The 13,049-nt window shown below is 44.0% G+C and carries 12 protein-coding genes; 6 read left to right on the top strand and 6 right to left on the bottom strand.

Annotated elements, in window-relative coordinates; translation table 11 throughout:
- Positions 1 to 5 precede the first annotated feature (5 nt).
- Entirely contained in the window at positions 6 to 320 is a 315-nt protein-coding gene (locus tag JGK20_RS21830; RefSeq protein ID WP_293232136.1) for a colicin D domain-containing protein, read from the bottom strand.
- Between the two features lie 37 nt (positions 321 to 357).
- On the opposite strand from JGK20_RS21830, the gene JGK20_RS21835 reads away from it, so the two are divergent.
- Positions 358 to 1,404: a DUF4931 domain-containing protein gene (locus JGK20_RS21835; RefSeq protein WP_293232138.1), complete on the top strand. Its 1,047-nt coding sequence runs from the start codon at positions 358 to 360 to the stop codon at positions 1,402 to 1,404.
- 160 nt (positions 1,405 to 1,564) lie between these two features.
- On the opposite strand, the gene JGK20_RS21840 is transcribed toward JGK20_RS21835, so the two are convergent.
- Together JGK20_RS21840 and JGK20_RS21845 are read right to left on the bottom strand one after the other, a co-directional pair.
- On the bottom strand, positions 1,565 to 1,858 hold the full coding sequence (locus JGK20_RS21840; protein ID WP_293232140.1) for a hypothetical protein: 294 nt from the start codon (positions 1,856 to 1,858) through the stop codon (positions 1,565 to 1,567).
- Between the two features lie 152 nt (positions 1,859 to 2,010).
- Complete coding sequence (locus JGK20_RS21845) at positions 2,011 to 2,982, bottom strand: acetamidase/formamidase family protein (protein ID WP_293225465.1); 972 nt, start codon at positions 2,980 to 2,982, stop codon at positions 2,011 to 2,013.
- Positions 2,983 to 3,379: 397 nt separating this feature from the next.
- Between JGK20_RS21845 and JGK20_RS21850 the strand changes: the two genes are divergently transcribed.
- From JGK20_RS21850 to JGK20_RS21860, 3 genes are all read left to right on the top strand, one after another.
- A complete protein-coding gene (locus JGK20_RS21850) occupies positions 3,380 to 5,164 on the top strand; it encodes a metallophosphoesterase family protein (RefSeq protein WP_293232142.1) in 1,785 nt (594 codons plus the stop codon).
- A 266-nt stretch (positions 5,165 to 5,430) separates the two neighbouring features.
- Complete coding sequence (locus tag JGK20_RS21855; protein ID WP_293207565.1) at positions 5,431 to 6,678, top strand: DUF262 domain-containing protein; 1,248 nt, start codon at positions 5,431 to 5,433, stop codon at positions 6,676 to 6,678.
- A gap of 13 nt (positions 6,679 to 6,691) precedes the next feature.
- Positions 6,692 to 7,333 carry a HEPN domain-containing protein gene (locus tag JGK20_RS21860; protein ID WP_293184031.1) on the top strand — a complete coding sequence of 214 codons (642 nt, stop codon included), beginning with the start codon at positions 6,692 to 6,694 and terminating at the stop codon, positions 7,331 to 7,333.
- Between the two features lie 158 nt (positions 7,334 to 7,491).
- Here the strand turns inward: JGK20_RS21860 and JGK20_RS21865 are convergent, their stop codons facing one another.
- Positions 7,492 to 8,616, bottom strand: coding sequence for a DUF4336 domain-containing protein (locus tag JGK20_RS21865; RefSeq protein ID WP_366039301.1), 1,125 nt, complete (start codon positions 8,614 to 8,616; stop codon positions 7,492 to 7,494).
- A 23-nt stretch (positions 8,617 to 8,639) separates the two neighbouring features.
- Between JGK20_RS21865 and JGK20_RS21870 the strand changes: the two genes are divergently transcribed.
- Complete coding sequence (locus JGK20_RS21870) at positions 8,640 to 8,867, top strand: hypothetical protein (RefSeq protein WP_293184072.1); 228 nt, start codon at positions 8,640 to 8,642, stop codon at positions 8,865 to 8,867.
- A 185-nt stretch (positions 8,868 to 9,052) separates the two neighbouring features.
- Here the strand turns inward: JGK20_RS21870 and JGK20_RS21875 are convergent, their stop codons facing one another.
- Positions 9,053 to 9,853, bottom strand: coding sequence for a Uma2 family endonuclease (locus JGK20_RS21875; RefSeq protein WP_293232144.1), 801 nt, complete (start codon positions 9,851 to 9,853; stop codon positions 9,053 to 9,055).
- Between the two features lie 119 nt (positions 9,854 to 9,972).
- Here JGK20_RS21875 and leuB point away from each other — a divergent pair, with 119 nt between their 5' ends.
- Complete coding sequence (leuB, locus tag JGK20_RS21880) at positions 9,973 to 11,058, top strand: 3-isopropylmalate dehydrogenase (protein ID WP_293184039.1); 1,086 nt, start codon at positions 9,973 to 9,975, stop codon at positions 11,056 to 11,058.
- Positions 11,059 to 11,481: 423 nt separating this feature from the next.
- Here the strand turns inward: leuB and JGK20_RS21885 are convergent, their stop codons facing one another.
- Positions 11,482 to 12,960 (bottom strand): bifunctional orotidine-5'-phosphate decarboxylase/orotate phosphoribosyltransferase, encoded by a 1,479-nt coding sequence (locus JGK20_RS21885; protein ID WP_293232146.1) that lies wholly within the window; start codon positions 12,958 to 12,960, stop codon positions 11,482 to 11,484.
- Between the last annotated feature and the right edge of the window lie 89 nt (positions 12,961 to 13,049).

A 13,049-nucleotide genomic window follows, 5' to 3' on the forward strand; every position in this document is an offset into this window, starting at 1 on the left:
CATATTTATCCACCTCCAATATCTCCAGTCGCACTTAATTCAGCAATTTGGGCAGAATTCAGTTTCCAGCCGCTAATAAAATTGTCTCCTGCGTCCACTCTAACATTTAAATTAGTCGCAGGGTCAAAGTAGTGCTTGACTGGTTGCCTGCGATAAGTACCCTCAATCTCCTGCACTCCCTGTTTCTGGATATGAGTTTGAATAGCTGCTGCAAATGCTGCTGCTGTCTGCAAATTGTAATTGCCTGAAACACCAAAATCCGCAGCGTGTTTGAATTTCTTCTGAATTTGACGTTCGGATACAGGCAAATTTACAGACATATTCAAGTCAAGATTTGTTAAAAATTTAGATTTTACCGTGACATCAGGCAAACTCTTATCTTACCATAAGAAACGGCTCAACCCTGCAACAAAAGGTAAGAAAATGTCTGAACTTAGACAAAATCTAATTACCAACCAATTCGCCAACACAAAAAAAATACCCGCATTCCTACCCTCACACCGCCCCGACTGCCCATTTTGCGTGGGTAACGAGGAAGACGGAACCTTAGAAACATTCCGTTTGGGCGATCGCACCGGCTGGAAAGTCCGCGCAATTGGCAACAAATATCCCGCCCTGTCGCCGACAGCAGAACGGATCAGGATATCATCGGGAATTCACCGCATGATGTCGGGAATCGGCTTTCACGAAGTAATTGTCGAACACCCGCGACACGATTTGACGACTGCTTTGTTGACCGTTGAAGAAGTAACGGACATACTTTTAGTATACCGTCACCGCTATTTAGAAATTAGAAAATATCCCCACGTTGAAACAATTGTGATCTTCAAAAATCACGGGGAAAGTGCCGGAACTTCTCTCGAACACCCTCACTCGCAGATAGCAGCGACGCCCGTTGTCCCCAGCCAATTTCGCAGCCGCATTGATGCAGCAGTTCGCTATTTTGATGATACGGGAGAATGTCTGTTTTGCAGGACTTTGGAAGATGAATTGGCGGCAGGTGAAAGAGTAATTTTTGAGAGCAAATATTTCGTGGCTTTTATTCCTTACGCTGCACTTTCACCGTTTCATATCTGGATTTTTCCGCGCCGACATTCGTCTTCCTTTGATGATATTACTGATGCGGAAATTACGGATCTGGCTGATACTTTGAAAACTGTACTCGCTCAGCTTTATTACGGATTGAACAATCCCGATTACAACTATAGTATTCGTTCCGTGCCGACGGCGGAACAGGCAACAAAATACTTCCACTGGTATATCGCCATTATTCCCAGAGTGACCAAGCAGGCTGGGTTTGAGCTTGGTAGCGGAATGTTTATCAATACTGCTTTACCCGAAGAAAGTGCTGAGTTTTTGCGATCGATCGCAATTCCTATCAACCCTAATTTTCGACCAACCTAAAGTATAAAAAGTTACAATTTATCAAGGAATGTCCGAAGCGAAGACGGGAGACAATTTAATGATTTTCAATCATCGGTTGAAATAGACAATTTAAATCTGCAACAGCTTAATTGACACTCAAAATTTATCAACCTACAAATATTTATTAATATTACCGAACTCACAACAAACTTTCGACATACTGCCAACAGTCATCGCTAAAATTAGCTTTCAATATATCTCTAATTTTAGCATCGAGCGACAATCTCGCCTCGCCAGACTCAGCACTCTCGGCGATTTCGCAACTCTCATCAGATAAATTTTCTTGGAGGTGGGCGAGAGTATTGGCAAAATTAGCCAGAAAATAATGTTCATCCACCCACGCTGTCGGATCTGGGATGGCTGGACTTCCAAAAGCCCGATCGACTAAATCTTGTTTTGCAGAATCGTCAGTCTGGTTTTTCATGGAACCCATTTAGATAGAATTTGCAACTTATCCCAATCTTAAGCTAAATTTTGAACGCTGGTGCGATCGCGATCGACGAACCGCAGTGATAAAAATGTGTAATTTGTGCGATCGCGATCGAGGTTGTTTTGGCGATCGGCTGTTATCATACCACATCACGGCTAGCGATCGATAATTTGCACATTGGGCAAAATCGATTTAGGCACCATTGCGTGAACTCCTTTGCGGGGATTATTGACAGCCTGAGTAATCCGAAAATTGGCGGCGAGGGAACAGAAAACATAGGCATCTTCTTCTTGAAAACCTGCATATTTTTGTAGCCAATTAACAGTCTGTTTTACCGCCATATCAAATGCATCATCTAATGTTTGACCAAAACCCATAACTACAATATGAGTAGGAGTTTCCGCAAACGGAAATATATAAAATAAATCCTTACGCAAGATGATTTGAATAGTCCCATTCATCGAAGTTTCAATCGCCGTACCATTAACTTCGCCATCTCCCTGTGCCGAATGTCCGTCGCCGATTGACAGCAAACCCCCGCGCACCGCAATAGGTAAAAATAACCGCGTTCCTGCTTGCAATTCCTGATTGTCCATATTGCCGCCGTAGCGTTGTGGAGGAATAGAAGAACGGTTGATTTCAAAATCTGCAACACCGATAATTCCGAAGAATGGATGCAGGGGAATCTTAACGCCGCTATTTGCCGGAAATTCCGCAATCTTTTGTTCTAAATCTAGGGGAATAAACCGCAATTTAGGGTCAGGAAAATATTCAGGTAAAACTCCCCAACCAGCGCGAATTGCATTGAATCCTACTGGTAAACTTGGGTAAACTTCCTCGATGTGAATTTCTAAAACGTCTCCGGGTTCAGCCCCATTAACATAAATCGGGCCTGTTAGCAAGTGCGGGCCCGGGCCGACTTTGCGGTTGTCAGGTAAATTCTGACAGATATCTAAAAATTCCGGCGTCAAAAATTCCGGCGGGGCCTTGTCAGCAACATAATATCCTGAATAGGTTTCGATATCGATGCGATCGCCCGAATCGACAGTTAAAGCAGGTTCTAGCTTGGGAGAGAAACCGCCTAAGTGTACGGTTTTGCAGTTAGCCTTGAGAAGGTGGTGAGTCATTCGATTTTAGATTTTAGATTGGGGGGATTGGGGATTGGGGGATTTTGTAATTGTTAATGAATTGGTGAATACCTCATCTTTCCGAGAACCGCTATATTTGAGATTAATAGTTGAGGTTTGTGGGGTGCATCTCATGTTTGGCAAATATATGTGTAGGGGCGAAGCATGACCGCATTCAATATGAGATTATAACTAATAACTTATCTGCGGTCATGCTTCGCCCTCTTCAAAAGTCAGATGCACCCGGTTTGTGATATCTGAGATATTCTCAGAATTTCTTAACTTTTTGATAACTTTGGTAGTCTAAAATTCAAACCGGGGGCCAGTTTATATATATTGGGGTTGGGAGTTATATTTTACTGTTGAACTTTCCCCTAGAGACTACTGACAATAACTTATGTTAACACCATTGCCCGATAAATTAGAAATACCCCAAGGTTCTTCTCGCAACCTGTGGTTTTTTGCTGTTTTGATTTTGATTGTCCTATTCCTAGGTTTGATTATGCAATCTTTCCTCAACAAACCAAAACTTTTAACCGATCCGTTTCTGCAACTTCCAACAACTAACTCGGTGCGAGTTGTTTGGTTTACCGAATTTTCCGGGACTCGGAACATTGTTGCTTACGGCGAAAACTTGAGTAAAATTGCGACTGCAAATACTACCAAGCTAAGCCGGGTTCGGGAAGACAAAGACTCGCACATCTCCGATGAAATGAAACAGGGCATAATTGATAACAATCCAATTGTCCGCCACATCTGGCGCCACGAAGCAGAAATTACTAATTTAATGCCCGGTGTTCGCATTCCTTATCTAGTGACTAGCGAAACGAAAGATGGTGAATCTGTTAGCAGCAAAGTTTTCAGCCTTTCTCCGACACCAGCAGCGGGAATTGGGCTAAAAATCCTATTTACTTCCGATCATCAATTGATGCCGATGACAGCGGCTAATCTCCAGAAAGTAGCACAAACAATTGATAAAGTTGATGCAGTTTTCATGGCTGGTGATTTAATTAATATAGCCGATCGCGCTTCCGAATGGTTCGACGACGACCGAGGCCGCGCTTTTTTCCCCGGTTTGCAAGGCCGCGCCTTCTCCGAAATCGACAAAAACGGCATCAAAACCGTGTACAGCGGTGGCGAACTGATCCAACACGCGCCTATATTTCCGACGATTGGGAACCATGAGATTATGGGTAGGTTTTCAACTAGCAGCAGTCTCAACGACCAGTTTAATGACCCTTTTCCCCGCGCTGCTGTGGAAAAAATATATCCATACCTCACTCAAAAATATGGGATGAAAGACCAAGATGTTTTGTTAAAAAACAATAGTTTTAATAGTGATACTTACAACGAAATTTTCAGTTTACCAAGTGAGAAGAATTATTATGCTGTGACGTTTGGAGACGTGCGGTTAGTGACTTTGTATGTTACGAATATCTGGCGGACTCCGAATTTAGATCCGGGGGCGAGAGGCAGGTATCGGGAACGGGACGAAGATTTTGATCGTCCTGAAAAATGGGGATACGGACAGCATATTTTTGAGCCAATTGCCAAAGGTAGCGCTCAATATTCTTGGCTGGAACAAGAGTTATATAGTGCGGAATTTCAGCAAGCTAAATATAAAATTGTGATGTTTCACCATCCACCGCATTCTCTGGGTGACAATATTGTACCTGCTTATACTGACCCAGTGCAAATAGTCGATCGCACTTTGGACGGCGAGATTAAGATGGTGCGTTACGAATATCCGAAACAGCAAGATTATCTGATTCGGGATGTGATGCCGCTGCTAGAAACGGCGGGCGTGCAGTTAGTTTTGTACGGACATTCGCATTTGTGGAATCGGTTTGTGAGTTCCAGCGGAATGCACTTTTTAGAGACTTCCAATGTGGGTAACAGTTACGGGGCGTTTGCGGGGAGAAAGCGCCGATTTGTGCCGCCTGGATATGGGGAGGATTACAGCGCGATTGGAGATCCGAACGGATTGGAACCTGTGATGCCAACAGTTGCACCTTTGTTGGGGAAAGATGGGCTGGCATTGCCGTATATTGATAGTAATGATATTACGGCTTTTAGTATATTTGACACGGGGAATGCTACGGTTAGTAGCTATTATTTTGATACGCGGAAACCAGACTCGGAAGTGGTGAAATTTGATGAGTTTAAGTTAAAAAAATCGTGATTTTGTGCTGTCAGGTTTGTAGTGAGGACTGAAGTCCTCAGTATTCGTAGGGTGCGTCGCTATCGCTCATCCCAAATAAAAATGAAAAATATGACAGCGACGCACCAATAGACAATAGTTTAATACGCTGTGGAAGTTACAAAATTTATGAGTTGGGAAGAAAACTCTCTCGTTCTCGGTCAAGAGTCAACTTCAGTCTTTTGACTTCTGCTATACTTAGGTAATAGATAGTCTATCCAAATTAAACTCACGAGTAGAGTACAGTCATGCCCAAACAAAAACTCTTGGAAAAACCAGAAGAAGTAATCTTTGATAAAGAAGATGAATATTTAGATGATGAGCTGGAATCTAATGAAAAGCCACAATCGATATTAAAAGAAATTTCAGAAATCATTGTAGGTAGCACTGATTGGACAACAACCAGCATCCTCGATCTAATTATGCGGGAAAACATTCAACTCAATCCAAGATTTCAAAGACGAGATGCTTGGGATATAACTCGCAAAAGTAGGTTTATCGAATCAATTTTTCTAGGATTTCCCATTCCAGAAATAGTTTTAGCTTCTCCTGAAAAGAGGCGCGGAAATTTTATAGTTCTTGATGGCAAGCAACGCTTGCTTGCCATCCTGCAATTTTATGGAATGAGCGAAACTCCTAATGATAGTTTTGCTTTGGTAAACTTAGAATTTAGACCCGATCTCAATGGTTATACCTATAAGGATATAAAAAACGATGTTGTGTTGAGTCCCGTACTTAATGTACTCGACACTCAAACTATTCGGACTACATTGATTAGAAACTGGCGTACAGAAAGTTTACTATACAAAGTTTTTTTACGCCTGAATTTAGAGAATACTCCGCTATCTCCCCAAGAATTGAGGCAAGCATTGCATCCCGGAGATTTTGTCAATTTTTTAGACGACGCATCAATTAAAAATCAGGCTTTAAGAACAATACTTAAATCAAAAAATCCCGATCCTCGGATGCGCGATGTCGAATTGTTGCTGCGGTATGTAGCCTTATATTATTTTTTATCCGATTATCGCGGGAATCTTAAAAAATTCCTGGACATGACCTGCGAAAAACTCAACAATAATTGGGACGAACGAAAAATCGAGATCGAAGATACAGTTAGCGAATTTGAGAACGCGGTGCAAACAACCATTGCAATATTTGGAGAAGAAAATATATTTCGCGTATGGTCTAACACTTCTAATACTTACCGCAAAAAAATGAATCGAGCTATTTTAGATGTAATGGTTTTTTATTTTTCATATCCCGAGATAGGACAAGCTGCTAAGAATAATAAGGAGCGAGTAGAAAATGCTTTTAAAGAGTTATGTTCGTCCCCTAATAGCGAATTCAGAGACGCTGTTGAGAAAAGAACAACTAGCATTCGCGAAACTCATACTCGTCTCTCACTGTGGGGCAAAACTTTGCGAAAGGTTTTAAATTTAGAGTTTTATGTCCCCGAACTCGCAGATAACCGCATTATCTTTAACGGGTTGTGGTAAGTTCTTAAGCAGTATGCCAAAATCCGTCAGATTTCGTACTCTAACTAAGGAGTTGAATAGGTTAAAAAAACAATTCATTCCTAAGATTAAGCCCGGACATTTTTATTCCCCCAGACAGTTAGCCTTAACTCTTGCCTACAGAGTTTTAGCTCATGCCGAAATTGAAGCTTATCTAGAGGATAGAGTTTGGGAAGCAGCCCTTAATGCTAAAAACAATTGGGACAGTCAGGGTAAGACTTGCTGTACTTTGATATGTTTGCTTGCCTTTTCCGGTCAAATGATGGAATTACCACCAGATACACTAAGTCCAACAAAGCCAGCTAAAAAAATACCGGATGAGAAAATAAAAATCAACAAAAAGATAGATTTAGCTATTAATAGTTTTAAGCGAATCATTGACCAGAATCATGGAATAAAAGAAGCTAATATTCTGTCGTTGCTTTTGCCAATAGGAATCAATTCCGAGAATCTAAATATTTTTTGGCTGGCTACTATGAATACCTTTGGGGAAGACAGAGGTGTTGCAGTCCATACTTCAGCTACATCCCCAACAACTATTAGAGTTCTCAATCCCATAAATGAATTGCAGAGGGTAGAGCAAATTATTCAAGAACTTTTGAAGGTGGATGAGTTGATTAATGATTTAATGAGATAAATGAATAAATTTCCAGTAATTGTTAAGGGTTTTATCTTGGCGATGGGCTTCTAGCCGGAACGGGCAAGATGCCCGTTCCACAATAGTTGAATTTTTGAGTGCAACAGGCATCTTGTTTGTGCTCAAACAGCTTATTCAGAATTGTCAAAAATATCAGATTAAACCTTCTCTTTTGCAGGCGGAACCAAACCAGTTTTATTCAAACCAGCATCAATATCCCTCAGCAATTTAAAATCATCTTCCGGTAAAGAATTACCAACCGAGTGTTTTTCCAGAAATGAGAATGCTTGGCGAAATTCGCGGGGCTTGCAGTCGATCGCGGGATCGAAGTGACAAGGTACAATCCGATCAAAGTCCCAACTCGCGACTTTATCCACCCAATCGAGAGTTTCCCTCGGCGCGCGGTTGAGAATCAGAGTCTGCAACACCGGCGCTACCAACAACCGCCCTCCTCCGCGCAAAGCCTCGAACGATCGCACCCAATCAGTTTGCCACTTAAACGGATACAATCCAAAATAAGCTTTTCTCGATCGCTCTGGCGCTTTCAGGGCGCTGGCTAACACCCCCGACCACGGCGGCACCTCCAACACGCTAGGGCGAAAATACATCGCAAATAAGGCGATTCTCTGCCACCCTTTGCATCGATTTTCCTGGGTGTCTGCCACCACATCCAAAGCGGTGTCTTTGGCGTGAAATAGCAGCGGGTACGAGTCGAGTTGGAGAATCGCGGGCGGGTTTTCGGGAATCGAAACCACAGAATCTGTTAACATTAGCGTGCGCGATTCCCTGTGAAATAACGCAACTTCCGCAAAAAAGCCTAAACCGAGGTTCAGCGGGCCCAGGATTGCCCAATCAAATTCATCTGCAAGGGGCGTGTTGCTGCTATCCAAAGGCAGTACAGAGGTGCGTTTACCGGGCAAACCCAGCCAACTCAGCGGCAAATTTAGCGGAAAACTCCATTGCTTGGGAGTGACAAACACCTGCGCTTCGGGAAAACACCTCGCAAAGGGGCCGACAAATACCTTATGTTCGATGCCCGAAACCGTTGTCAGCAGGATATACTTAACCTCGCCATGTTCTGCGACTAACTCGTTTAGCAAGCGGATGCACTCAGGAGTCGGCGCGACGGGGGCGTAGACGAGAAGGCCTTCGGATTCGAGTTTGATGACTGTCATCCGAATCGGCACAATGACGTAGAAAATGCCTTGTAGTTGGTCAAAAGTCCAGATTTTGTCCTTGACTATTTCCTTGCGGATTGTCCGTCGCCTGCTGTAGGGATACATTGGAACAATTGGCCAAAAGGGCCATGAATAGTCTCGATTGTCAATCTGTGCTGATGTTGGTGTGCTTTCCCCGTCTGTCACTGGTGCGACTCCTTGCCGATTTTTTGTACGTGCGTGCGATCGAACTTTTGTTATTTTATTTCAATCTTGTTGCACGGATGCGAGGAGTTGAAAAGCGGTTATGGGCGATTAAGATCCCGATAGCTGCGCCGCGCCTGCTTTTGGAATACTCAAACAGGACTTACGGATGACTAGAAGCCCGGTTTCTCAGAAAATTTGCGTTTATTAAGCTGTTCTGCATTTAAATTGCATCTCAAAAAAATCAGACAATGAGTGGGGTGGGCGTCCCGCCCGCCCTGAATATACAATTTAAATGTGCGACAGCTTACGATAAATATACCAAGAAACGGTTTCACCAGGGCTGAGTGCGGGACTATTAAACCAACTGTTCAGGATCGATACCTAATTCCCGCAACCGCGCCGCTAGCCTTTCCTCTCGCTGTTGAGATTCTATAAGTTGCTGTTGATATTCTATCAGTTGCCGTTCCGCAGCAGTTGCCCTTTCACCCGGACTCAAAATCAACCCTCCTTCGGCCGTAAACCACCGCAACCACAAACGATTCATACTCTTATAAGTGCCTTGCCACCACCCTAAACTCAACTGCAACTCAGGAATAAATAACCGCCCATCCATTAATTCTGCCGGTTCATAATGACCACCTACAAGATGAAAAGCTTGCAATTCATCCGTGTAGCGACTGAACACAAAATAGTAAGGAATCCGCAAAATTTGTTCGTAAACTTGCCACTTAGTCGGCGGTTCCCCAGCTTGCTGAACAGTCCGGCCCAAATCTTCATCCTCAGTTCTCGGCGATAGCAATTCCACCACCACAAACGGATTTACCCGTTCTTGCCAAACTACATAACTCAAACGCATATCGCGCCCTTGATAAAGCCTGGGCACACCCACCGCAGCAAACCAATCCGGGCGTTTATGCCAGCGCGGCTGTGTTGCATCGTAATACAAATTTAGGTCGCTGGCTGTAAATACTTGCTCCGCATCCCATCCAGGTGGCAAAAACGTGAATTCCAAGAGTTGCGGCTGATCTAAATGAAATGTATCAGGCAAACCGGGATCCTTTGGGTCTTCGCTAGGTAAATCATACATTGTTGGCAAACTCTGCCGGGGGTCTAGAGGCGGTTCAGCTTGAGCAGGCGGGTAAGTCGGGAATGTCATAATGAATTCTGAGGTTGCTTATCCTGATATGATTATAGCCTTGTGAGAATGTCTTGGATTGCCAAAGAATTCCCCTTAACTCTCAATCTCAAATCTCAAATCAAAACTCCTAAATCGATATGACTCAAAACTACCGCATCACTCTTTTACCAGGAGACGGCATCGGCCCTGAAATTATCGCTGTAGCGGTAGATGTCCTGAAACTTGTCGGCAAACAATTGGACATCGGCTTTGAATTTCAAGAAGCATTAATGGGCGGCGCTGCTATTGACGCCACAGGCAATCCGCTACCGGAAGAAACTTTGGAAAAGTGCCGCAACAGCGATGCGATATTATTAGCAGCTATCGGCGGTTACAAGTGGGACAATTTGCCCCGCGAACAGCGTCCGGAAACTGGATTGTTAGGACTGCGCGCCGGATTGGGATTGTTTGCAAATTTGCGTCCTGCAACTATTTTACCGCAGTTGGTTGATGCTTCTTCTTTAAAAAAAGAAGTTGTCGAAGGTGTGGATATTATGGTGATCCGCGAACTCACTGGCGGCATTTATTTCGGCAAGCCAAAAGGCATTTTTGAGACGGAAACCGGGGAAAAACGCGGTGTGAATACGATGGCTTACACCGAGTCGGAAATTGACCGCATCGGGCGCGTGGCTTTTGAGACGGCCCGGAAGCGCGGAAAAAGGCTGTGTTCGGTTGATAAGGCGAATGTTTTGGATGTTTCGCAACTGTGGCGCGATCGTATAATTGCCCTTTCTTCAGAATACCCCGATGTGGAACTTTCTCACCTTTATGTTGACAACGCAGCCATGCAGTTAATTCGCTGGCCGAAACAGTTCGATACAATTGTCACGGGTAACTTATTCGGCGACATTCTTTCGGATGCGGCGGCGATGCTAACTGGTAGTATTGGAATGTTGCCTTCTGCGAGTTTGGGTGCAAGCGGCCCGGGAGTTTTTGAACCAGTACACGGTTCCGCGCCGGATATCGCCGGACAAGATAAAGCTAATCCCATCGCCCAAGTTTTAAGCGCTGCAATGATGTTGCGCTACGCCTTAAGTCAGCCCGAAGCTGCTGATAAAATTGAGCAAGCGGTTGTGGCAGTTTTGGATCGAGGTTATCGCACTGGTGATATCATGTCGGAAGGTATGAAACTGGTCGGTTGTCGGGCGATGGGCGAGGCTTTAATTGAAGTTTTGCAAGGTTAATCGAGAATTTCATAAACCTGCCCCCGCCCAACAAACAATACAAAACATTGTAGGGGCGGGTTCACCCAAATTCAACGGCAAAAATCGAGAATTTCATAAACCCGCCCCCGCCCAACAAACAATACAAATGTACCCAAATGTGTCCTAAAAAAACCCGCCCCCGCCCAACAAACAATACAAATGTACCCAAATGTGTCCTAAAAACATGATAAAAAATTCCCGACTTCTAGGGGGCGAATTCCCCAAAATTTAACGGCAAAAATCGAGAATTCCATAAACGCTTCCCACCCAACAAACAATACAAATGTACCCAATTTTTTAAGATTAAATGTTGCTTTAAATAACGGCGAAGGAGGGCGGGTTTATGAGATTGTTTATGGTTTTCATAGATGTCGGCGAACCCGCCCCTACAACAATTGTGACTTAGCCTTCGGCTGTCAACATATTAAATTGTTCGGTATCAATGCGATTTGCTTGATACAAAATCTCAGCTATTTCAGAAAGTGCTAGCACAGAATGTGCGCGATAACCGTTAGCCTTCAATTTATCTTTCACTCCCTGTTCGTGGTCAATCAAAACCACAATATCTTCCACATTCAACCCCGCAGATTTTAACTTCCCCGCACCTTCCATCACGCTTTTACCGCTAATCAAAATATCATCGACTACGACAATCGTTTCTCCAGCCTGAAAATGCCCCTCAATTAACTTACCCGCACCGTAGGTTTTCACTTCCTTGCGCGGGAAAATCATCGGGCGTTCCATTCGCAATGCTAAACCCGTTGCTGTAGGTAAAGAACCGTAGGGAATGCCCGCAATGCGATCGAATTTTAAGTCTTTGAGAATGTCTGCGTAGGCGCTGACAATTTGATGGAAAATTTGTGGAGTTGAAATGATTTTTCGCAAGTCAATGTAATATGGAAATACAGCGCCCGATGCTTGTACGTGGTCGCCAAAAACTACGCAGCCAATGTCATAAAGTTGCAAGATTAAATCGCGGTTGGGTTCCGGTTGCAAAAAGCAAACATCCGGTAGCCACAATTCGCAAGTCGGACTTCCTTCGATCGCGCGCAGCCTCTCTTTGTTAATATTATCCCGTAATTTCTCAATTTCTCGGCGTGGCTCTTTCCCCGCCAACAAACTTGGGGGGACTGGCAGCAATAAACCCTCACCATTCTTGCTTAAACCGGCCGCCAGCAGTTGCGCGAGGTCGTTTTCTTCTGTCAAGTGATTTTCTCCGGCGATGTCTCCTTCAACTAAAATCAGCCGTTCGGGAGCAGCTTTGCGGATTCGCGCCAACATATCCGGCATTACTCCTACTGCTAAACCCAGCTTTTCGGGAGTTCCCCAAGTCTGAGATACTCGGACTAATTGCAAGTAGAAAGGGTTTTCTGGTGTCGGATATTCTTGCAATTCGGCGGCTGACGGGTTGGCCGTGGCACAGAGGACAAAGACTGTTTTTCCGGGATATAATAAAAATGGCGCTACTTCATCGAATCCCGCGTAAGGACTTAAGGTAACAGCGTCAAATTGCCAGTCTTGAAATACGGTTTTGGCAAACACCGTGCTGGTGTTTAAATCGCTGTGTTTGGCATCTAAAATTACTGGTATGTGTTCTGGAATAATTGTTAATATTTGTTGCAGCAGTTGCCAGCCGGGAATGCCGAGAGATTGATAAAAACCGAGGGTGATTTTGCAGGCGCAGATTAAATCGGCTGTTTGGTCGATCGCACTTTTGAGCCTTTTCAACAAATCAGTTACAAAACTTTGAGTTTCCTCGACAGTCATCGAAACCAGTGCTGGCAAGGTTTCCGGGTCTGGGTCGAGGGCTAAATACAGCAGACTTTGATTGATTTCAACAGCCGCTAACAGTTTATCAAAAAAATTTGTGCGATCGCTCATAGTTGGTTTGTTTGGTAACGAAAAATTACAAATTAACATCAGAAAGTGGGATTGGTGTTGTGCCGGAATAAACCGATCGCCGTTGAAGT

The sequence above is a fragment of the Microcoleus sp. PH2017_05_CCC_O_A genome (assembly GCF_020738785.1).
Classification (GTDB): Bacteria; Cyanobacteriota; Cyanobacteriia; order Cyanobacteriales; family Microcoleaceae; genus Microcoleus.